A 21,486-nucleotide genomic window follows, 5' to 3' on the forward strand; every position below is an offset into this window, starting at 1 on the left:
CGAAAAGTGTGACGCGGTTTTCGGATAACATCATGCTCGAACTGCATGAGCGCTCAGCGGCCGCCGCTGACATTCAGGATCGCGCCCGTCGTATAGGACGCTGCGTCGGATAGAAGATAGAGAACCGCAGCCGCGACTTCATCGGCGGTGCCGGCCCTTTTCATCGGCAGCGTGTCCTGGATCAGCGCCACCCTATCGGGCTGTCCGCCGGAAGCATGGATGTCGGTGTCGATGATGCCCGGCCGCACCGCGTTGACGCGGATGCCTTCCAGCGCCACCTCGCGGGCCAGCCCGACGGTGAACGTGTCGATGGCGCCCTTGGAGGCGGCATAGTCGACATAATTGTCCGGCGCGCCCAGCACCGCCGCGGCCGAGGAGATGTTGACGATCGCTCCACCCTTGCCGCCATGGCGGGTCGACATGCGCTTGACCGCCTCACGGGCGCACAGAATGGAACCGACGACGTTGATGCGCATCATGCGTTCGAGCCGTGCCGCGCTCATCTCGTCGACGCGCGCCTTGGCATCGACAATGCCGGCATTGTTGACGAAGGCGTCAAGCCGGCCATAGCTGCGGTCGACGGCCTCGAAGATGGCGATGATGTCGGCCTCGCCGCCGACATCGCCCTTGACCGCGAAAGCGTCGCCGCCGGCAGCCTTGATCTCGGCAACCAGGGCGTCGGCGGCAGCCCTATTCGAGGCGTAGTTGACCGCGACGCGATAGCCGGCCTTCGCCCCGAGCCGGCAGACCGCGGCGCCGATGCCGCGGCTGCCGCCGGTGACCAGCAGGACCTTCTGCGCCTCGCTCATTCCTGGCATCCCTTCAGCGTGAACACATCCCACGGCACTTTCGAAAATCCGCCACCGCCATAGGCCGGGGACTGACGAAGCGCCGGACCGAGATCCGGCAGGATCAGCGTCTTCGGCGCCTCGACGCCTTCCGCCGGCAAAAGCCCGATGCCACCCTTGTCGTCCGACGTGTAGATGACGCCGTGCCAAGGAGCGCAGGCGGCGAGCTCGGCACCAGTGGTGTCGCCCTCCGGGCATTTGTACATCAGCGCGCCGTTCGGCCGTGCCACGCCCTCGTTCCACATGACGATGCCGTTCAGCACCACATTGTTGTCGAGGATCATGCGGAACGTGTTGGTGACGGTGGCCGAGGTGCCGGTCGGGGTAAAATCGATCTCGCTGCCGCTCTGGCTATCGCCATAGACGGCGAGCTCGATCGGGCAGGCGGCGAACGCGTTCGCCGGGATCATCGCCGCACCGACCGCTATCGATGCAGTCGACAGGCTTTCCGACAAGAACGAACGGATCGTCACGCTTATCCGCCTTGAACAGCTTGATCGAGAATGAGGATCGTCGAGAGAAAATAGTCTATCTCGAACGCAACGTTATTATCCTTGTCGACCGGAATGGTGTTCACCTCGTATTTGAGGGTCAAGATACGAGAACCATCCGCCAACTCGATATAGATGTCGCGCTCCCGGCCACCGCCGATTGTCCACCTGAATTCGCTCTCGTTCAGGAACTGCAGGGCCTTCGGCAAAGTATGTATGTCTATTGGCTTTCGGCCTCCAAAAATTGCTGGGTGCCGCCCCACATCGACATCCAGATGGCCGTGCCAAGTCGACATCATTCCACCCGGTTGCAATCTTCCGAAGACAGGTTCGATGCTAATCGACCGCAAGCGAAAATCGGGGCTGAAGAAGAACTCGCAATTGGTGCCATAGATACACCAGGCCGACTCGGGATCTCCGTGGCGATAATGATTGTCGGCTCGCAAATCCTCCGTATCTATAAGGCTGCGAACCGTTTCACGGTTGCTCTTGCCGAGTTCGATCGGACCCGCGCGGCCTGTCGCGACAAGCTCGAACAGGTCGATTGGCTCGACAGACTCGGCCATCGCAGCAGGCCTAGAGATCGAGCACCAGCCGTTCCGGATCCTCCAGGCTTTCCTTGACGCGCACCAGGAAGGTCACGGCTTCCTTGCCGTCGACGATGCGGTGATCGTAGCTGAGCGCCAGATACATCATCGGCCGGATCACGATCTGGCCGCCAACCACGACAGGCCGGTCCTGGATCTTGTGCATGCCCAGAATGCCCGACTGCGGCGCGTTGAGGATCGGCGTCGACATCAGCGAACCGTAGACGCCGCCATTGGAAATCGTGAACGTGCCGCCCTGCATGTCGGCGACCGACAGCTTGCCGTCGCGCGCGGCGATGCCGAGCCGGCCGATCTCCTTCTCGATCTCGGCGATCGACATCTGGTCGGCATCGCGCACGACCGGCACGACCAGGCCCTTCTCGGTGCCGACGGCGACGCCGACATGGGCAAAGTTCTTGTAGATGATGTCGGTGCCATCGATCTCGGCATTAACCGCCGGGATTTCCTTCAACGCATGGGTGACGGCCTTGGTGAAGAAGCCCATGAAGCCGAGCTTCACGCCATGCTTCTTCTCGAACACGTCCTTGTACTTGGTCCGCAGCGCCATCACCGCCGACATGTCGACCTCGTTGAAGGTCGTCAGCATGGCGGCGGTCGACTGCGCTTCCTTCAGCCGGCGCGCGATGGTCTGGCGCAATTTGGTCATGCGCACGCGTTCTTCCCGCGAAGCATCGTCGCCGGAGGATGGCGCACGCACCGCGATCGGTGCCGGCGCAGCCCTCGGCGTCTCGGCCGGCTGCGACGGCGCGCCCTTGGCGATGGCGTCGAGCACGTCGCCCTTCAGCACCTGGCCGCGCTTGCCCGAGCCGGAAAGCTGGTCAACCGACAGATTGTTCTCGGCGATCAGTTTTGCCGCAGCCGGCGCCGGCGGCATGCTGCGCGGCTCGACCGCGCCGGCATCGCCGGCGATCTTGGCGGTCTCGGCCGCGGCCTGCTTGCTGGTCGACGCCGCATCAGGCGACGAGGCCTGCGACACCGCCTGCGGCTTGGTCGCCGGCGCAGAGCCACCAGCCGAGATCGAGCCCAACAAAGCGCCGACACCGACCGTCTCGCCTTCCTTGGCGACGATTTCGCCCAGCGTGCCGGCGGCGGCGGCCGGAACTTCCACCGTCACCTTGTCGGTTTCGAGCTCGACCAGCGGCTCGTCGACGGCAATGGCATCGCCGACCTTCTTGAACCATTTGCCGATGGTCGCCTCGGTGACGGATTCGCCGAGAGTGGGAACGCGGATTTCGGTAGCCATTGTGCCTGTCCGTTCTTGTCGGTTCTGTTCTATTCGCCTGCTTTATTCGCCGAGCGCGTCTTCGAGCAAGGCGGCGAGTTGGGCAAGGTGCTTGGACATCAATCCGGTCGCCGGCGACGCGGCCGCCGGCCGGCCGGTGTAGCGCACCCGCTGATGCTTGGCGTCGATATGCGCCAGTACCCATTCCAGATATGGGTCGATGAACGACCAGGCGCCCATGTTCTTGGGCTCCTCCTGGCACCACACCATCTCGGCGTTGCGGAAGCGTGACAGTTCGGTGATCAGCGCCTTGGCCGGGAACGGATAGAGCTGTTCGACGCGCAGCAGGTAGATGTCGTTGATGCCGCGCTTCTCGCGCTCCTCGTAGAGGTCGTAATAGACCTTGCCCGAGCACAGCACGACGCGGCGGATCTTCGAGTCCTTGGTGAGCTTGATCGGCTGGTTCGGCAACAGCTGCGCGTCGTCCCACAACAGCCGGTGGAACGAGCTTTCGCCCGAGATTTCCGGCAGCGTCGACACCGCCCGCTTGTGGCGCAGCAGCGACTTCGGCGTCATCAGGATCAGCGGCTTGCGGAAGTCGCGCTTCAGCTGCCGGCGCAGGATGTGGAAATAGTTGGCCGGCGTTGTGCAGTTGGCCACTTGCATATTGTCTTCGGCGCACAGCTGCAGGAAGCGCTCCAGCCGGGCCGAGGAATGTTCCGGACCCTGGCCTTCATAGCCATGCGGCAACAGGCAGACGAGGCCCGACATTCTGAGCCACTTGCGCTCGCCCGACGAGATGAACTGGTCGAACACCACCTGGGCGCCATTGGCGAAGTCGCCGAACTGCGCTTCCCACAAGGTCAGCGCCTTCGGCTCGGCCAGGCTGTAGCCATATTCGAAGCCCAGCACCGCCTCTTCCGACAGCATGGAGTTGATGACTTCGTAGCCGGCCTGTGCCGCCGACAGATTGTTGAGCGGGATGTAGCGAGTCTCGTCGCGCTGGTCGTAGAGCACTGAATGGCGCTGCGAGAAGGTGCCGCGTTCGGAATCCTGCCCCGACAGGCGGATCGGATTGCCGTCGAGCAGGATGGCGCCGAAAGCCAGGGCCTCGGCCGTCGACCAGTCGATACCTTCGCCGGATTCGATCGCCTCGCGGCGGTTTTCGAGGAAGCGGATGATGGTCTTGTGCGCCTCGAAACCCTTCGGCACCTCGGTCAGCTTCTTGCCGATTTCCTTCAGCGTCTTGACCGGCACGGCGGTCTTGCCGCGCCTTTGTTCGTCCTGGTTGTCGGCCGTGCGCAGGCCCGACCAGGCGCCATCCAGCCAGTCGGCCTTGTTGGGCTTGTAGTGCTGGCCGACTTCCCATTCGGATTCCAGATGCGCGCGCCAGTCGGCCTTCATCTGGTCGAGTTCGGCCTGGGTGATGTGGCCCTCGGCGATCAGCCGGTCGGCATAGATCTGCACCGTCGTCTTATGGGTGCGGATGTTGCGATACATGATCGGCTGGGTGAAGGCCGGTTCGTCGCCCTCATTGTGGCCGAAGCGGCGGTAGCAGAACATGTCCACGACCACCGGCTTGTGGAACTTCATGCGGAACTCGATCGCCACCTTGGTGGCGTGCACCACGGCTTCCGGGTCGTCGCCATTGACGTGGAAGATCGGCGCCTCGATCATCTTGGCGACATCGGACGGATAGGGCGACGAGCGCGAGAAGCGCGGATTGGTGGTGAAGCCGATCTGGTTGTTGATGATGAAGTGCAGCGTGCCGGCGACGCGGTGGCCGCGCAGGCCCGACAGGCCGAGGATTTCGGCGATCACGCCCTGGCCGGCGAAGGCAGCATCACCATGCAGGAGCAGCGGCAGCACCTTGGCGCGTTCCTCCAGCGGCACGATCTCCTCGCGGCCGCGGCCGAACAGATAGTCCTGCTTGGCGCGCGCCTTGCCCATCACCACAGGATCGACGATTTCCAGGTGCGACGGGTTGGCGGTCAGCGACAAATGCACCTTGTTGCCGTCGAACTCGCGGTCCGACGAGGCGCCGAGATGGTACTTGACGTCGCCCGAGCCTTCGACCTCGTCGGGAGCGGCCGAGCCGCCCTTGAACTCATGGAAGATGGCGCGGTGCGGCTTTGCCATCACCTGGGAGAGCACGTTGAGCCGGCCGCGATGCGCCATGCCCAGCACGATCTCCTTCATGCCGAGCTGGCCGCCGCGCTTGACGATCTGCTCCAGCGCCGGGATCAGCGCCTCGCCGCCATCGAGGCCGAAGCGCTTGGTGCCCTTGTACTTGACGTCGATGAACTGCTCGAAGCCTTCGGCCTCGACCAGCTTCTGCAGGATCGCCTTCTTGCCGGTGTTGGTGAAGGAGATCTCCTTGTCGGCGCCCTCGATGCGCGCCTGGATCCAGGCCTTCTCCTCGGGATCGGAGATGTGCATGAACTCGACGCCGAGCGTCGAGCAATAGGTGCGGGTGAGGATCTCCAGCATCTGCCGGATGGTGCCGAATTCGAGCCCGAGCACATTGTCGAGGAAGATCGGCCGGTCGTAATCGGCTGCGGTGAAGCCGTAATTCTCCGGCGACAGCTCGTTGTAGTCCTCGAGCGGCTTGGCGATGCCGAGCGGATCGAGATTGGCGTGCAGATGGCCGCGCATGCGATAGGCGCGGATCATCATGATGGCGCGCACCGAATCGCGCGTCGCCTGATGCACGTCGGCATCGGACAAGACGACGCCATTGGTGACCGCCTTGTCCTTGACCTTCTTTTCCAGGTGCTTCTCGACGATGCCCCAATTGCCGTCGAGCGCCGACACCAATTCGCCATTGGCCTGCAGCGGCCAGGACGGCTTGGCCCAGGAGGCGCCCTTGGCGTTCCTGCGCACGTCGCCGGCATCGTCCTTCAGCCCGGCGAAGAACTCCTGCCACTCGGGATTGACCGAGGCGGGATCGTCCTCATAGGCGGCATAGAGCGCGTCGATGTAATCGGCGTTGCCGCCATAGAGGAATGAGGTGAGCGAGAATTGGTCGTTGGTTTGATCTTGTCGTGCCATTTTATCTAGCGGAGCGTTGCTCCGTTCTCCCTATCCCTAGTGCGCTGCCACACGGCTAAGCCGCCACATGCCAAAAGGGTTTGCATACAGATTGTGGTCTCCGTCAGGCTGCTGCGCTTCCACACTCAAACTATATCGTGGTGCGCCTGCTTCCAGTCCAAACGTCTGACCGGCCAAAAGCTCGGGGCTTTCGTGGAGTTGATACATGTTGAAGCCGCGAAGCAGCTTGACGGCAGACTGAAACTCGTCGCCTGAAACGATAGAATCCCAAAGCCCCAGATTGCGCATGCCACAGCTGTAGGTCGTCGTACCGTCCGTGACGGAATCCAGAACCATCAGCCCGTAGATCTCGACGAAATCACCGTTTGTCCGTTCAAGCCATTGATCCGCCGAGAAGGCCTTGCCTGCCGTTTCAACCTTCACGCCAAGACCGCCGGCCTTGATCAGATGAGCTGCCGCCTTTGCGATGGAGATCGATGTTTCCTTCGTTTGTGAGGAGGTCGAGAGCAGGTAGACGACGCTCTTATGCGAGTCGATTTTGTCGATGACATCCTTGCCGAGCTCATTGACGAGGCCGGCGCCAGCAAAGGCCCTCATCATGTCCTCGTCACGGTCGCAGAAATCAAACTCGAACGCAGCTTTGCTCGGGCCATGCATCATGATCATCCCCGCAGCCACATAGTCGGCTGAAGGCAGCGAGGCCTCTGCAACAGCGCGCACAAAGGCCGACCTGCCTTCCCAAAGGCCTGGTATGCATAGAATGATGCGCTTCTCGTCTTCCATGTCCTGCTCATCGGCATTCGAAAGCTCGACTGCTCGCGTTCTTATCCCTTGATCGCCTCGACCAGCGTCGTTCCCAGCCGCGCCGGTGACGGCGAGACCTTGATGCCGGCCGATTCCATCGCCGCGATCTTGTCCTCGGCGCCGCCTTTGCCGCCGGAGATGACCGCGCCGGCATGGCCCATCGTGCGGCCGGCCGGCGCCGTGCGCCCGGCGATGAAGCCGGCCATCGGCTTCTTGCGGCCACGCTTGGCTTCGTCCTTGAGGAACTGCGCGGCGTCTTCCTCGGCCGAACCGCCGATCTCGCCGATCATGATGATCGACTTGGTCTCATCGTCGGCCAGGAACATCTCGAGCACGTCGATGAACTCGGTGCCCTTGACCGGGTCGCCACCGATGCCGACGGCGGTGGTCTGGCCGAGGCCGACATTGGTGGTTTGGAACACGGCCTCATAGGTAAGTGTTCCCGAGCGCGAAACAACGCCGACCGAGCCCTTGCGGAAGATGTTTCCAGGCATGATGCCGATCTTGCATTCGTCGGGGGTGAGAACGCCCGGGCAGTTCGGGCCGATCAGCCGCGAGGTCGAGCGGTCGAGCCGCGCCTTGACCTTGACCATGTCCATCACCGGAATGCCTTCGGTGATGCAGATGATCAGCGGGATCTCGGCCTCGATCGCTTCCAGGATCGCTTCGGCGGCACCTGCCGGCGGCACGTAAACGACGGAGGCGTTGGCCCCGGTCTTTGCCTTACCTTCGGCGACGGTGGCGAAGATCGGCAGGCTCTCGCCCTTCGAGCCGGTCCACGTCTCGCCGCCCTTCTTGGGATGGATGCCACCCACCATCTTGGTGCCGTGATAGGCCAGCGCCTGTTCGGTGTGGAACGTACCGGTCTTGCCGGTCAGGCCCTGCACCAGCACCTTGGTGTTCTTGTCGACGAGAATGGACATCGGAGCCCTTTTCTAAAAACTGTTGATCGAGGAAGGCGAGACGCGCCGGTAGACGCCACTCACCATGTCTTGCCAGCCATCGCTGCCGGCGGGTTTGAAATGCAGTCGCATGCGATAGGTGTCGGCATCGTCGAAAATATACGTCACCCGCGCCGTGCCACGCGGCGACGACCGCTCCAGATTGAGCTCGCTGCCATTCCACGTGCCCGTGGCCGGCGAGGCCGGCACAAAGCCCATCGAATCGAACTGGTGCATGGTGACGAGGCTGTTCTGCTGGTCGAAGCCGAACACATTGTGCGAACCGAAGGAAATCGTGCCGTCGCGGCGCTGGCGATAGCGCTGAACCACGAACAGGCCGCCGAACTGTGCCTCTGCCAGCACTTCCGACGTCGCCGTGCCGGCATCGGTCCATTGCGTGGCCGCGACCTCTTCCTCGCCGCGCCACGCACCGACCAGCGCCTGCAGGCGCTGGTGATCGGCGGAAAGCGAAGAGAAGGAGGCAGCGTTCATGGTCAGAGCCGCTTCAGATCGGTGACGGTGAGGTCGCTCTTGGCGTTGCCGGTGTTGAGCGTCGTCGCCGGCTCGAACATCAGCACCACGGGCTCGGCGGTGAGCGAACGCGGCCGATGTTCGACACCGCGCGGCACGACGATGAAGTCGCCCTCGCCAAGCTCGACCGGCCCGTCACGGAAATCGATGGCGATCCTGCCCCGCAGCACGAGGAAGGCTTCGTCCTCATGCTCATGCGCGTGCCAGTCGAAGATCTCGCCGAACTTGGCGACCTTCGCCTGGCTGTCATTGACGTCGCCGGCAATATGCGGATCGAAGACCTTGGTGATCTTCGCGTCCGCCGCCTCGACCAGGTTTATCTTGCGCGGAGGCACAGGCTCAGCCCTTCACCGCCGCGACGATCTTCTTGGCTGCGTCGTCGAGATCATCGGCCGACACGACGTTGAGGCCGCTGTCGTTGATGATCTTCTTGCCGAGTTCGGCATTGGTGCCTTCCAGACGCACCACCAGCGGCACTTCCAGCCCGACTTCCTTGACCGCGGCGATCACGCCCTCGGCGATGATGTCGCACTTCATGATGCCGCCGAAGATGTTGATCAGTATGCCTTTGACCGCCGGATCCTTGGTGATGATCTTGAACGCCGCCGTCACTTTCTCCTTGGAGGCACCGCCGCCGACATCGAGGAAGTTGGCGGGCTCGGCGCCATAGAGCTTGATGATGTCCATCGTCGCCATGGCGAGGCCGGCGCCGTTGACCATGCAGCCGATATTGCCGTCGAGCGCGACATAGGCGAGGTCGTATTTCGACGCCTCGATTTCCTTCTCGTCCTCTTCAGTGGTGTCGCGCAGTTCGAGCACGTCCGGGTGGCGGAACAGCGCGTTGTTGTCGAACGACACTTTTGCGTCGAGCACGCGCAGCCGGCCGTTCTTCATGACGATCAGCGGATTGACCTCGAGCAGGCTCATGTCCTTCTCGATGAAGGCCTTGTAGAGGATCGGGAACAGCGTGCCGCCATCCTTGGCGGCGTCGCCGTCGAGCTTGAGGGCTGCGTTGAGCTTCTTCACATCATCCGCCGTCACGCCCCTTTCCGGGTCGATGGCGACGGTGATGACCTTTTCCGGCGTGTCGTGGGCGACCGCCTCGATGTCCATGCCGCCTTCGGTCGAAACGACGAAGGCGATGCGGCCGACGGAACGGTCGACCAGGATCGACAGATAAAGTTCCCGCTCGATATCGGCGCCGTCCTCGATATAGAGGCGGTTGACCTGCTTGCCGGCCGGGCCGGTCTGCTTGGTCACCAGCGTGTGGCCGAGCATCTCGTTGGCGTTGGCGACGACGTCGGCGACCGACTTCGCCAGCCGCACGCCGCCCTTGGCGTCGGGCGACAGTTCCTTGAACTTGCCCTTGCCGCGGCCGCCGGCATGGATCTGGCTCTTCACCACATAGAGCGGGCCGGGCAGCGCGCGTGCCGCGGCTTCCGCCTCGCTCGCCTTGAACACCGGCACGCCTTCGGCCACCGGCGCGCCAAAGCTCTTCAGCAGCGCCTTGCCTTGATATTCATGGATGTTCATCGGGAGCTATCTCCAGGTCGTTTTTGCCGGGGTCGACGTTTTGGTGGGATTCACTTCGAAGCGAGCTGCGGCGCGATCTTGACGCAGGCCTCGGTCAGGCCCTGCACGGTCGCCACCGAACTCTCGAACATTTTCTGTTCGCTCTTGTTGAGGTCGATCTCGATGATGCGCTCGACGCCGCCGGCGCCGATCACCACGGGGACGCCGACATAGGTGCCCTTGACGCCATACTGGCCGGAAAGGTGGGCAGCGCAGGGCAGCACGCGCTTCTTGTCCTTGAGGTAGGATTCGGCCATGGCAATCGCCGAGGCCGCCGGCGCGTAATAGGCCGAGCCGGTCTTGAGCAGGCCGACGATCTCGGCGCCGCCATCACGGGTGCGCTGGACGATCTGGTCGAGCTTCTCCTTCGAGGTCCAGCCCATCTTGACGAGGTCGGGCAGCGGGATGCCCGATACCGTCGAGTAGCGGATCATCGGCACCATGGAATCGCCGTGGCCGCCGAGCACGAAGGCGGTGACGTCCTCGACCGAGACCTTGAATTCCTCGGCCAGGAAATAGCGGAAGCGCGCGCTGTCGAGCACGCCGGCCATGCCGACGACATGGGTCTTGGGCAGGCCGGAAAACTTCTGCAGCGCCCACACCATGGCGTCGAGCGGATTGGTGATGCAGATGACGAAGGCCTTGGGCGCATACTTCTTCAGACCGGCGCCGACCTGTTCCATGACCTTGAGGTTGATGCCCAGCAGATCGTCGCGGCTCATGCCAGGCTTGCGCGGCACGCCGGCTGTAACGATGCAGACGTCGGCACCCTCGATGCCGGCATAGTCGTTGACGCCGGTCAGCCGGGAATCGAAACCATCGACCGGCGACGACTGCGCGATATCGAGCCCCTTGCCTTGCGGAATACCCTCGGCAATATCGAACAGCACCACGTCGCCGAGGTCCTTGAGGCCGATCATGTGGGCCAGCGTGCCGCCGATCATGCCCGAGCCGATAAGCGCTATCTTGTTGCGTGCCATGTGAGGATGTTTTCCCTTTGTCTGTGACTGCGCCCAAATCTTTGACGACTTGATGACGGCGTCGAGGAAGAGGCCGGAATGCCGAGGAAACCCGCGAGATTTCGCCGCACCCAATAGCCCCGGTGCAAGATAAATTCAAACGATTATTTTGGAGTGAACATTTTCAATCGGTTAGATGGATTGGGACTTACGTAAACGTCAAAGTTTGTGAGCCGACTTGGGAGAATTTACACAATGAGTATGGAGATCGTAAGGCTTGAGGCAGGCGATGACGCCCTTGTGATGCGGATCGCCGAGGATGTGTTCGACGAACCGGTCAGGCCGGATAGATTGGCAGCCTATCTCAGCCAACCCGGCCATTTCATGGTCGTGGCGCTCGCCGATGGCGTGGTCGTCGGGCAATGCGCGGCGGTGATCCACCGCCATCCCGACAAGGTTGCGGAACTCTACATTGATGAGGTCGGCGTCTCGCCCAAATTCCAGCGCCAGGGGATCGCGCGCAGAATGCTCGACGCGATGTTCGCGATCGGCAGGGAGAATGGCTGCGAGGAGGCCTGGGTGGGCACCGAACCCGACAATCTTCCGGCCCGCGCGCTTTATGAATCGCGCAAGGAGCCGCATGGGGAAGCCGAGAGTTTCGTCATGTATGCGTACAGGCTTTAGTGATCAGGGCCTTCGCTCTGCTTGGGTCCCTCAGCCTAGGACGGCGAAGGTAGGGCCTGAGCCTGCGGCGCCTCAGCCGGCGCCGCCCTTTCTTTCCGCCGCTCCGCCCAGTCCTCCAGCCAATCGCGGCTTTGCATCTCGATCAGGCGTGAGGCCGTGCGCTCGAACTCGAACACCTCGACGCCGCGCTTGGCCACATAAAGCTCTTGCGGCGCCGCCTCGGCGCTCACCACCAGCCGCGCATGATGATCGTAAAGCGTGTCGATCAACAGGATGAAGCGCTTGGCCTCGTTGCGCTTGCCTTCGCCCAGCACCGGCACGTGGTCGATGAAGACGGTCGAGAAGCGCCCTGCGATCGCCAGGAAATCGCGCGCGCCGTGCGGTTTTTCGCACAGATCGGCAAAGGAAAACCGCGCCGCATCACCGGCGGCGGCCGGCACCAGAACCTGCCGGCCCTTCAGCGTCAGCGAGGTCGCGGCTGTCGGCGCGCCGCGCGTCATCGTTCGCCAGGCCTCGTCGAGCGCTTTGTCGGCCGCCGCGTCAGCCGGCGTGACATAGACCGGCGTGCGAGCAAGCTTTTCCAGCCGGTAATCCTTGTCGCTGTCGAGCGACAGCACCTGTGCGTGCCGTTCCAGAATGCCAATGAACGGCAGGAACAGCTGGCGGTTGAGCCCATCGCGGTAGAGATTTTGCGGCGCCGCGTTCGAGGTGGCGATCAGCACGACGCCATTGGCGAACAGCGCCGAAAACAGCCTGGACAGGATCATCGCGTCGGCGATGTCGGTAACCGAGAACTCATCGAAGCACAGCACCCAGGCCTGTTCGGCCAGCGCCTTGGCCACCGGCGGGATCGGATCGTCTTCTTTGACGTCGCCGTTCTTGCGTGCCTGCCGGTGCTTCTGGATGCGGTCCTGCACATCGGCCATGAAGTCGTTGAAATGGACGCGGCGCTTGCGCCGGACCGGCAGCAGTTCGAAGAACATGTCCATCAGCATGGTCTTGCCGCGACCGACGCCGCCATGGATGTAGAGGCCTTTGACGGCCTCATGCGTCTCGCGCTTGCGGGCAAACAGCCAGCCCAGCGCGCTGGACTTGTGCGCCAGCCGCTTGGCCGAGATCTCGTCGGTCAGCCGGTCGAGCGCGGCGGCGATCCGCTCCTGCGCCGGATCGCGTCCGATCGCGCCGGTTTCCACCAGGTGGTCGTAGCGCTGCCTGACGGTCGCATGGGTCTGGAGGCCGTCACGCAGATGCATCGGTCACGTCTTTTTTCATGCACGTCGTTGCCCCAAAACCGGAGCCCCAGTTCGGGCGACATGCACCGGGGAGATCGGGCTACCTTGTAAGCGAAATCGGCTGACCGTTGGAAGTCTGGCCGTCGAATTTCGAGCCGCCCGAGGAATAGAGCCGCGCCAGCGAGCCGCCATTCTCGTCGTAAAGCGTCAGCTGCTTGCCGGCGACGTTCCACGACTTGATGCCGTCGATGGGCGCGGGGCAATGCAGCGGCCCGGCGCGGAAGCCGGCGCCGAACTTGGTCTGCGGCGTCGCGATCTTGCAGCTCTGCCCGGAAACGCTGGCATTCCAGACACCGGCGACGGCTGCCGCGCTGAGATCCGAGGCGCCGGCGGGGGCCTGACCGTCCGGCGGCAAGGACGCAACCTGCGTGTTCGCCGGCGCGGTCGGGAACTTCGACGGGTCGGTGCTGCCGGGCGAGGCCGGCGGCGGCAGCTGATTGGAGGTCACCTGGCCGGCCGGCGCCGGCTGCAGCGGCGCCGGTTGCTGGTCGTCCATGGACGAGAAGCGTGAGGTTGAGCAACCGCTCGCAACGAGCGCCGCCAGCGATACGGCCACAAGACCGCTTTTCGAAAAATTCATTACAACCTCCGTCGGATCCGGCTGGGGGGAAGCCGTCCGCGCAATATCACCTCCCACCAAGATGGAGAAGGTGGCGAAATTTCAACCCGATATGGTTAAAATAGGGTTTGCGGCAAGATTGTTGCAAATTTATCGCAATCTCAACCTGCCATGTCCGCTCGCCGCTCAAATCCGTGGAGTTCGGCCGCGACCGCGCATTCGCCCTGCAAATGCTTGCACCAACCGGCGCAACGCCTATGTCTAGGGGCCGAAACCCGCTGGAGCATACCTTGGCCGCGAGAAAGAAAGCCGCCAACCGCTATTACAGCGGTCCGCCCAGCGACCATTTCGATGGCACCTTGTTCTTCAACCCCGGCGGCCAGATGCCCGGCCGCTTCACCGATCTGCTGAAATGGCAGTTCAACGGCCAACGCGCGAAATGGCCAGCGACCAGCCCGAGCCCCTTTCCGCAGGCAAGGCCCGCCGCGAAGGTCGAAGGCACCGACCTCACCGTAACCATGGTCGGCCATTCGACCTTGCTGATCCAGACGGCCGGGCTGAACATCCTCACCGACCCGGTCTGGTCGCAACGCACCTCGCCGTTTTCCTTCGCCGGGCCAAAACGCGTCAATGCGCCGGGCATCGTCTTCGACGATCTGCCGCCGATCGACCTCGTGCTGGTCAGCCACAACCATTACGACCATCTCGACCTCGCCACGCTGAAGCGGCTGAAGGAGAAGCACGATCCGCTGGTGGTGACGCCGCTCGGCAACGATGTGCTGATCGGCGAGGCGGTTCCCGATATGCGGCTTTCGGCGCATGACTGGGGAGACAAGGTCGACATCGCTGACCGCGCCGCCATCCACATCGAGCCGGCGCATCACTGGTCGGCGCGCGGCGCCCGCGACCGGCGCATGGCGCTGTGGGCCGGCTTCGTCATCGAGACGCCGGGCGGCAAACTCTATTTCGCCGGGGATACCGGCTTCCACGACGGCATCAACTACCGGCTGATGGCGGACAAACATGGCGGCTTCCGCTTCGCCATCCTGCCGATCGGCGCCTATGAGCCGCGCTGGTTCATGGCGCCGCAGCACCAGAACCCCAGGGAAGCGGTGCAAGGCATGAAGCTATGCAAGGCCGCCTTCGCCGCCGGCTGCCACTGGGGCACTTTCCACCTCACCGACGAACCGATGGACGAGCCGGTCCGCAAACTGGCCGAGGCGCTGGACGCCGAGGGCCTGCCGCAGGAGCGCTTTCGCGCCTTGCAACCCGGCGAGGTTTGGGACGTGCCGGAGATCGACCACCGCTGAAGTCTGCATTGGCCATTTACGGCACCATCATTTTCGCCGATGGTCCGCCCAGCAAAAAAGGGAATGCAGATGAAATCTATCCTTGCAGCGCTGATGGTGCTGGCAATTTCGGTGCCGGCGGCTTTCGCGGGTGAAATCACGGATCTCGCCGCCGATGCCGAAAAGGCGCTGCAGGCAGGTGACGGAGCCGGCGCGCTGGAGAAATTCCGCGGCGCCGAGGAGGCCTTGTGGCAAGCGATGCCGCTCGCCGTGCAGAATGTCAAACAGGTCGATTCGGCCGGCGGCTTCGGCATCTACAGCGAGCGTGCCAATCACATCTACAAGCCAGGCGAGAAGGTCGTGCTCTATATGGAACCGGTCGGCTATGGCTATGGCTCGGACGGCCTCGGCAACAGCCAGATCGCGCTTTCCATCGACTTCACCGTGCTTTCCGACTCGGGCGAAGCTCTGGGCACCTTCGAGAAGATCGGCAGCGTGCAGGTCGCTTCCCGCTCGCACAACCGCGAACTCTTCTTCAAGCCCGACCTGTCGCTCGATGGACTGCCGCCCGGGAAATACAAGTGCAACTTCCTCATGCATGACCAGAATTCGACCAAGACGGCGCCATTCAGCACCGATATCGAGATCGCCGGCTAATGCATGTCGCCCAAAAGTGATCTCGGTTTTGGGAGAACGACATGCATAACAGCAGAGACCTAAAGCGCCTCGCATGAGTCCGTTTCAACGTGACTCGCTTTAGGTTCTTTCACTGACGTCGCCTCGCAAGCCCGGGAACCCAGGCACGACAGAAGCGTTCTTCATGCGGTTTTGAAATCTGTCGGTTTGCGAGGCATTCCCATGATCAAATGGATCATCATCCTGCTTATCGTCGCCGCCGCGGCAAGCCTGCTTGGCATGCCGGCGCTGGCCGGAGCCGCGGCCACCGGCGCGCGCATCCTCATCGGCATCGTTCTCGTCATCTTCCTGCTGGTGGTGCTAGGCATCTTTGCGGTGACCTAAGTCCGGCGTCTTCGCCGTGGCCAGTCCGGCGTCTTCGCCGTGGCCAGTCCGGCGTCTTCGCCGTGGCCAGGTCCGGCGTCTTCGCCGTGCTGAACACGCCTGCGCACTGGTAATTCCCGCCCGTTTCCGCCATATAGCGCCAAACGGACACGGAATTTCGCGGAGCTATGGCAAGCACTGCCCCTTTCGCCAAGATGAACGGCATCGGCAACGAGATCATCGTCGCCGATATGCGCGGCCGTGCCGATCAGGTGACGGCGGCCGCCGCCCTTGCGCTGAACGGAGATGCCGCGACCCGCTTCGACCAGATCATGGCGATCCATGATGCGAGGACGCCGGGCACCGCCTACTATGTCGACATCCTGAATTCCGACGGCACCAGTGCACAGGCCTGCGGCAATGGCATGCGTTGCGTCGTCCAGGCGCTCGCCGCCGAGACCGGGCAAAAGACCTTCACCTTCGAGACCCGCGCCGGCATTCTCAATGCCCGGGAGCATGCCGACGGCACGATCTCGGTCGACATGGGCATGCCGCATTTCGGCTGGCAGGAGATCCCGCTCGCCGAGGAGTTCCGCGACACCCGCATGATCGAATTGCAGATCGGCCCGATCGACGCGCCGGTGCTGCATTCGCCCTCAGCCGTCTCGATGGGCAACCCGCACGCCATCTTCTGGGTCGACCGCGACGTCTGGTCCTATGAGCTCGAACGTTTCGGCCCGCTGCTCGAAAACCACCCGATCTTTCCCGAGCGCGCCAACATCACCATCGCCCAGGTGACCTCGCCCGAGAGCATGATCATCCGCACCTGGGAACGCGGCGCCGGCCTGACCAAGGCCTGCGGCTCCGCCGCCTGCGCATCGGTGGTGGCCGCGGCCCGCACCAGGCGCACCGGCCGCAGCGTCAACCTTTTGACGCCCGGCGGCGGCACGCTGCATGTCGAATGGCTAGATAACGACCACGTCATCCTGACCGGTGCCGCCGAGTGGGAATTTTCCGGCAGCTTCGATCCCTCGACCGGCACCTGGGCCCGCGACACCGAAAGCGCGGCCTGATGTCGGTTGCTCTGCCCAGGAGCCCGGACGTCGACGGCTCCCTTTCCGAGGCCCCCAACCGCATTGACGTGGTGACATTCGGCTGCCGGCTGAACACCTATGAATCCGAAGTGATGCGACGCGAGGCCGAAAGCGCCGGTCTTGGCGCGCTGCAAGGCGGCGCCGTGATCTTCAACACCTGCGCCGTCACCGGCGAGGCGGTGCGCCAGGCCAGGCAGGCGATCCGCAAGGCGCGCCGCGACAACCCTGGGGCGCGCATCATCGTCACCGGCTGCGCCGCGCAGACCGAGCCGGAAAAATTCGCCGCCATGGACGAGGTCGATCTCGTGCTTGGCAATGAAGAGAAGCTGAAGGCAAACTCGTACCGCGCGCTGCCGGATTTCGGCGTCAACGACACCGAGAAGGCCCGCGTCAACGACATCTTCTCGGTGCGCGAGACCGCCGGCCACATGGTCGACGCCATAGAAGGCCGCGCCCGCGCCTTCGTGCAGGTGCAGAATGGCTGCGACCACCGCTGCACCTTCTGCATCATTCCTTACGGTCGCGGCAATTCGCGCTCGGTGCCGATGGGCGCCGTGGTCGAGCAGGTCAAGCGGCTCGCCGGCAACGGCTATGCCGAGATCGTGCTGACCGGCGTCGACATGACCAGCTTCGGCGCCGATCTGCCGGGAGCGCCAAAACTCGGCAGACTGGTGAAGACCATTCTGAAGCAGGTGCCTGACGTGAAGCGCCTGCGGCTATCTTCGATCGATTCCATCGAGGCCGACGACGATTTGCTCGATGCCATCGCCACCGAACCCAGGCTGATGCCGCATTTGCATCTGTCGTTACAGTCCGGCGACGACATGATCCTGAAGCGCATGAAGCGAAGGCATCTGCGCGACCAGTCGATCCGTTTCTGCGAGGATGTGCGCAAATTGCGTCCTGAAATCGTCTTCGGCGCCGACATCATCGCCGGCTTCCCGACCGAGACCGACGCCATGTTCGAGAACTCGATAAAAATCGTCGAGGAATGTGGCCTGACCCATCTCCATGTTTTCCCGTTTTCACCGCGCGAGGGCACGCCCGCCGCGCGCATGCCACAGGTCCGCCGCGAGGTGGTCAAGCAGCGCGCCGCCCGTTTGCGCGCCGCCGGCGAAGCCGCCTATCGGCGCCATCTGTCCTCGCTGCCTGGAACCCGTCAGTCGATCCTGATCGAGCGCGATGGTCTCGGTCGCACCGAAGGATTTACCCTCGCCGCACTCGGCACCGGCGCGCCCGGCGAGATCGTCGAAGCGACAATTACTGGCCACGATGGCGCCCGGCTCAACGCAGTGCCGCTTGCCGCACGCGCCGCCTGAGAAACGCAAAGCATGGCTGGTTTTTTCAAGAAGATATTTTCGTTCGGCAAGAAAGAGGTTGTCGAGGAGCGCGTCGACGAGACCGCCCCGCTGCCCCCGATCAAATGGGACCAGCTCGATGCGCTGAAGCCGGCTGCCGAACAGGTTGTTCCGGAATTTCTGAAGCGCGAGGAGCCCCTGCCCGAGGCCGAGGTCGCGCTTTCACCCGCCGAACCGGAAGTAACTGCTCCGGAACCGTCGCCTGTCGAGGAACCGGCACCGCAGACCGCTCCGACCATCCCGCCCACGCCGGAGCCGACGGTTCCCGCCGAGCCGGAACCCCTGCCGCAGCCCGCGCCGCAAGAGGAACCGGCACCTGCGCCAGAGCCCGCAGAGCCGCCGGCGCCCGAGGAAATTCCGCTTCCCCCCGCCGCCCCGGAGCCCGCCCCCGAACCGCAGCCGCAAGAAGTCCCTCCCGCGCCAGCTGAGCCGGAGATTGCGCCGCCGCGCCCGGAAAGGCAGCCCGAACCGGCGCCGATCGAAGTGCCGGTCCCGCCTGCCGAGATCCCGGTCGAGACGCCCGCGCCCGTTGAAGTGTCGCCACCGGCCGCTCCTTCCGCACAGCCGACTTCAGAGGCAGGCGCCGCCCCTCAAGCACCGACACGTCCCTCGCCCCGGCCGCCGGAAGAGGTTGAGGAGCCGCGTGAACCTGCAAAAGAGTCGACGCCAACCGTCGAGGCTGCGCCGGAAGCTCCGCTGGCGGAAATTGCTCGTCCCATTCGCCAGCCGGCGCCGGTCGAGACGCAGCCCGTCATTGCCGAGATCGCGCCCGAGCCGCAGCCCGTCCCACGACCGAAGCCGGAACCGAAACCCGCTCCCGGCAAGGTGACCGTCACCAAAAAGGTCGAGCAGAAGGCCGAGCCGGTGAAGGCACCGGAGCCGGCACCGCGGCGCTCCTGGTTCCAGCGCATGCGGGACGGGCTTGCCCGTTCCTCGCGCGAGCTCACCGGCAACATCGCCGGCGTCTTCACCAAGCGCAAGCTGGACGAGGACACGCTGCAGGACCTCGAAGACGTGCTGATCCGCGCCGATCTCGGCATGGAAACGGCGCTTCGTATCACCGACGCGCTGGCCGCCAGCCGCTACGGCAAGGACGTCTCCGATACGGATGTCCGCACCGTCATGGCAGCCGAGGTGGAGAAGGTGCTGACCCCTGTCGCCCGGCCGCTGGAACTCGACCTCTCACACAAGCCGCATGTCATCCTGGTGGTCGGCGTCAACGGCACCGGCAAGACCACCACCATCGGCAAATTGGCGGCAAAACTGACCGATGGCGGCCTGTCGGTGATGCTCGCCGCCGGCGACACCTTCCGCGCCGCCGCGATCGAACAGCTGAAGATCTGGGGCGAACGGACGAAATCGCCCGTCATCGCCTCCAAGCTCGGCGCCGATGCGGCCGGCCTCGCCTATGACGCCTTCGAGAAGGCGAAGGAAGCCGGCTCCGACGTGCTGATCATCGACACCGCCGGCCGCCTGCAGAACAAGACCGAACTGATGGCGGAACTCGAGAAGATCGTGCGCGTGCTCGGCAAGCTCGATCCGGAAGCGCCGCACACGGTGCTGCAGACGGTCGACGCCACCACCGGCCAGAACGCGCTCAACCAGGTCGAGATCTTCCGCAACATCGCCGGCGTCAACGGCCTGGTGATGACCAAGCTGGACGGCACGGCGCGCGGCGGTATTCTGGTGGCGATCGCGGCAAAGCACAAACTGCCGGTCTATTTCATCGGCGTCGGCGAGCAGGTCGACGACCTCGAACCTTTCTCCGCGAGCGAATTCGCCAGGGCGATCGCTGGAGTGGCGTAACGGCATGATCCCTTTTCAAGGGGATCGTGCGTAAGAAGGAAGATCATGAACCCACCCATTCTCGAACGCGATCCGTCCGACCCGCAGAAAGAGAAGAAGGAAGGCGTCAATCCCGTGCTCAAGCTGGTGCTGGAGCTAGGGCCGCTGCTGGTCTTCTTCTTCGCCAATGCGCGCGGCGAGTGGCTGGTGCAGAAATTCCCTGTTTTGGGCGAATTCGGCGGCCCGATCTTCGTCGCCACCGGCCTGTTCATGGCCGCCACGGCCATCGCGCTGATCGCCTCATGGCTGCTGACGCGCACGCTGCCGATCATGCCGATGGTGTCGGGCGTCGTCGTCTTCATCTTCGGCGCGCTGACGCTCTATCTGCAGGATGACATCTTCATCAAGATGAAGCCGACCATCGTCAACACGCTGTTCGGCGGCGTGCTGCTCGGCGGCCTCTACTTCGGCAGATCGCTGCTTGGCTATGTCTTCGATTCGGCCTTCAGGCTCGATGCCGAAGGCTGGCGCAAGCTCACCTTCCGCTGGGGCCTGTTCTTCCTTTTCCTGGCCGTCGTCAACGAAGTGGTGTGGCGCAATTTTTCCACCGACGCCTGGGTTACCTTCAAGGTCTGGGGCATCATGCCGATCACGCTTCTGTTCACTTTCAGCCAGATGCCGCTGATCCTGCGCCATTCGCTGGACGACAAGGCAAGCGGGGAAGAGAAGGCTGGCAAGTAGGCAAACAGGGAGAGGGCCATGGAATTCGTCACCACGCACGAAGAGCTGAGGACGATCTACAAGACGCCACGGCCTACCGACGGTTCCATCCGCAAGGAGCTGAAGGCACTCGACGGCCACTGCCGCTCCTTCATCGGCAAGAGCCCCTTCGTGCTGATCGGCTCGTCCGACGGCGAAGGCAATGCCGACGTGACGCCGAAAGGTGACAAGCCGGGCTTCGCCGCCATTCTCGACGACAGGACCATCGCCATCCCCGACCGGCCCGGCAACAACCGGCTGGACACGCTGGAGAACATCCTGCGCAATCCCTCGGTCGGACTGCTCTTCCTCATCCCCGGCATGAACGAGACGCTGCGCGTCAATGGCGATGCCCGCATCACCGTCGACGCCGGTTTGCGCGAGCGCCTCGCCGTCGACGGCAAGGAGCCGCAAAGCGTCACCGTGGTCACGGTCAAGGCGGCCTACATGCATTGCGCCAAGGCCTTCATGCGCTCCGATCTGTGGAAGCCGGACACTTGGTACGACCGCGCGACGCTGCCGACGCTCGGCCAGATCCTGCGCGACCAGCTGGTGGTTGCCGATTCGGCCGAGGCGACCGACCGCTGGCTCGACGAGGAATACAAGCAGACGATGTGGTAGGTTTCCCAGCGATTCGCGC

General features: G+C 63.6%; 22 protein-coding genes. 9 read left to right on the top strand and 13 right to left on the bottom strand.

The annotated features are described in order from the left end of the window. Nucleotides 1–53: 53 nt before the first annotated feature. The 11 genes from MAFF_RS17785 to mdh all read right to left on the bottom strand — a co-directional run bounded on the left by MAFF_RS17785 (nucleotide 54) and on the right by mdh (nucleotide 11,048). The gene (locus MAFF_RS17785) at nucleotides 54–809 is read right to left on the bottom strand and encodes an SDR family oxidoreductase (RefSeq protein WP_010912328.1); all 756 of its coding nucleotides are present in this window, start codon (nucleotides 807–809) and stop codon (nucleotides 54–56) included. Beyond that, nucleotides 806–1,258 carry a hypothetical protein gene (locus MAFF_RS17790; RefSeq protein WP_167316206.1) on the bottom strand — a complete coding sequence of 151 codons (453 nt, stop codon included), beginning with the start codon at nucleotides 1,256–1,258 and terminating at the stop codon, nucleotides 806–808. Before MAFF_RS17790 ends, MAFF_RS17785 begins: the two co-directional genes overlap by 4 nt. A gap of 65 nt (nucleotides 1,259–1,323) precedes the next feature. Next, a complete protein-coding gene (locus MAFF_RS17795) occupies nucleotides 1,324–1,905 on the bottom strand; it encodes a hypothetical protein (RefSeq protein ID WP_010912330.1) in 582 nt (193 codons plus the stop codon). Between the two features lie 10 nt (nucleotides 1,906–1,915). Beyond that, complete coding sequence (gene odhB, locus MAFF_RS17800; protein ID WP_010912331.1) at nucleotides 1,916–3,190, bottom strand: 2-oxoglutarate dehydrogenase complex dihydrolipoyllysine-residue succinyltransferase; 1,275 nt, start codon at nucleotides 3,188–3,190, stop codon at nucleotides 1,916–1,918. A 42-nt stretch (nucleotides 3,191–3,232) separates the two neighbouring features. Beyond that, nucleotides 3,233–6,220, bottom strand: coding sequence for a 2-oxoglutarate dehydrogenase E1 component (locus MAFF_RS17805; protein WP_010912332.1), 2,988 nt, complete (start codon nucleotides 6,218–6,220; stop codon nucleotides 3,233–3,235). Nucleotides 6,221–6,256: 36 nt separating this feature from the next. Continuing rightward, nucleotides 6,257–7,003, bottom strand: a complete 747-nt coding sequence (locus tag MAFF_RS17810; RefSeq protein ID WP_010912333.1) for a hypothetical protein — start codon at nucleotides 7,001–7,003, stop codon at nucleotides 6,257–6,259. A gap of 41 nt (nucleotides 7,004–7,044) precedes the next feature. Continuing rightward, nucleotides 7,045–7,947 carry a succinate--CoA ligase subunit alpha gene (sucD, locus tag MAFF_RS17815; RefSeq protein ID WP_010912334.1) on the bottom strand — a complete coding sequence of 301 codons (903 nt, stop codon included), beginning with the start codon at nucleotides 7,945–7,947 and terminating at the stop codon, nucleotides 7,045–7,047. Nucleotides 7,948–7,959: 12 nt separating this feature from the next. Further along, nucleotides 7,960–8,457, bottom strand: a complete 498-nt coding sequence (locus MAFF_RS17820) for a DUF1579 family protein (RefSeq protein WP_010912335.1) — start codon at nucleotides 8,455–8,457, stop codon at nucleotides 7,960–7,962. A gap of 2 nt (nucleotides 8,458–8,459) precedes the next feature. Next, the gene (locus MAFF_RS17825; protein WP_010912336.1) at nucleotides 8,460–8,831 is read right to left on the bottom strand and encodes a cupin domain-containing protein; all 372 of its coding nucleotides are present in this window, start codon (nucleotides 8,829–8,831) and stop codon (nucleotides 8,460–8,462) included. Nucleotides 8,832–8,835: 4 nt separating this feature from the next. Continuing rightward, nucleotides 8,836–10,029, bottom strand: a complete 1,194-nt coding sequence (sucC, locus tag MAFF_RS17830) for an ADP-forming succinate--CoA ligase subunit beta (protein ID WP_010912337.1) — start codon at nucleotides 10,027–10,029, stop codon at nucleotides 8,836–8,838. A gap of 50 nt (nucleotides 10,030–10,079) precedes the next feature. Beyond that, the gene (mdh, locus tag MAFF_RS17835) at nucleotides 10,080–11,048 is read right to left on the bottom strand and encodes a malate dehydrogenase (protein ID WP_010912338.1); all 969 of its coding nucleotides are present in this window, start codon (nucleotides 11,046–11,048) and stop codon (nucleotides 10,080–10,082) included. Between the two features lie 234 nt (nucleotides 11,049–11,282). Between mdh and MAFF_RS17840 the strand changes: the two genes are divergently transcribed. Further along, nucleotides 11,283–11,711, top strand: a complete 429-nt coding sequence (locus MAFF_RS17840) for a GNAT family N-acetyltransferase (RefSeq protein ID WP_032932254.1) — start codon at nucleotides 11,283–11,285, stop codon at nucleotides 11,709–11,711. Between the two features lie 35 nt (nucleotides 11,712–11,746). Here MAFF_RS17840 and zapE read toward each other — a convergent pair whose 3' ends face one another. Both zapE and MAFF_RS17850 read right to left on the bottom strand, forming a co-directional pair. Continuing rightward, nucleotides 11,747–12,964, bottom strand: a complete 1,218-nt coding sequence (gene zapE, locus MAFF_RS17845) for a cell division protein ZapE (RefSeq protein ID WP_010912340.1) — start codon at nucleotides 12,962–12,964, stop codon at nucleotides 11,747–11,749. A 79-nt stretch (nucleotides 12,965–13,043) separates the two neighbouring features. Beyond that, nucleotides 13,044–13,583 carry a protease inhibitor Inh/omp19 family protein gene (locus tag MAFF_RS17850; RefSeq protein ID WP_010912341.1) on the bottom strand — a complete coding sequence of 180 codons (540 nt, stop codon included), beginning with the start codon at nucleotides 13,581–13,583 and terminating at the stop codon, nucleotides 13,044–13,046. 236 nt (nucleotides 13,584–13,819) lie between these two features. On the opposite strand from MAFF_RS17850, the gene MAFF_RS17855 reads away from it, so the two are divergent. The 8 genes from MAFF_RS17855 to MAFF_RS17890 all read left to right on the top strand — a co-directional run bounded on the left by MAFF_RS17855 (nucleotide 13,820) and on the right by MAFF_RS17890 (nucleotide 21,467). After that, nucleotides 13,820–14,872, top strand: coding sequence for an MBL fold metallo-hydrolase (locus MAFF_RS17855; RefSeq protein WP_010912343.1), 1,053 nt, complete (start codon nucleotides 13,820–13,822; stop codon nucleotides 14,870–14,872). A 69-nt stretch (nucleotides 14,873–14,941) separates the two neighbouring features. After that, nucleotides 14,942–15,508, top strand: coding sequence for a hypothetical protein (locus tag MAFF_RS17860; RefSeq protein ID WP_044551031.1), 567 nt, complete (start codon nucleotides 14,942–14,944; stop codon nucleotides 15,506–15,508). 201 nt (nucleotides 15,509–15,709) lie between these two features. After that, nucleotides 15,710–15,871 carry a DUF1328 family protein gene (locus MAFF_RS37110; protein ID WP_010912345.1) on the top strand — a complete coding sequence of 54 codons (162 nt, stop codon included), beginning with the start codon at nucleotides 15,710–15,712 and terminating at the stop codon, nucleotides 15,869–15,871. 167 nt (nucleotides 15,872–16,038) lie between these two features. Further along, nucleotides 16,039–16,923 (top strand): diaminopimelate epimerase, encoded by an 885-nt coding sequence (gene dapF, locus MAFF_RS17870; RefSeq protein WP_010912346.1) that lies wholly within the window; start codon nucleotides 16,039–16,041, stop codon nucleotides 16,921–16,923. Beyond that, a complete protein-coding gene (gene mtaB / locus MAFF_RS17875) occupies nucleotides 16,923–18,263 on the top strand; it encodes a tRNA (N(6)-L-threonylcarbamoyladenosine(37)-C(2))-methylthiotransferase MtaB (protein WP_010912347.1) in 1,341 nt (446 codons plus the stop codon). The genes dapF and mtaB overlap by 1 nt, the downstream gene beginning before the upstream one ends. A 12-nt stretch (nucleotides 18,264–18,275) precedes the next feature. Continuing rightward, nucleotides 18,276–20,108 carry a signal recognition particle-docking protein FtsY gene (ftsY, locus tag MAFF_RS17880; RefSeq protein ID WP_044548471.1) on the top strand — a complete coding sequence of 611 codons (1,833 nt, stop codon included), beginning with the start codon at nucleotides 18,276–18,278 and terminating at the stop codon, nucleotides 20,106–20,108. A 45-nt stretch (nucleotides 20,109–20,153) separates the two neighbouring features. Continuing rightward, nucleotides 20,154–20,828 (top strand): septation protein A, encoded by a 675-nt coding sequence (locus tag MAFF_RS17885; protein WP_010912349.1) that lies wholly within the window; start codon nucleotides 20,154–20,156, stop codon nucleotides 20,826–20,828. Between the two features lie 18 nt (nucleotides 20,829–20,846). Then, nucleotides 20,847–21,467 carry a pyridoxamine 5'-phosphate oxidase family protein gene (locus tag MAFF_RS17890; protein WP_010912350.1) on the top strand — a complete coding sequence of 207 codons (621 nt, stop codon included), beginning with the start codon at nucleotides 20,847–20,849 and terminating at the stop codon, nucleotides 21,465–21,467. The last annotated feature ends 19 nt before the right edge of the window (nucleotides 21,468–21,486 follow it).

It is taken from the genome of Mesorhizobium japonicum MAFF 303099 (assembly GCF_000009625.1).
GTDB lineage: Bacteria > Pseudomonadota > Alphaproteobacteria > Rhizobiales > Rhizobiaceae > Mesorhizobium > Mesorhizobium japonicum.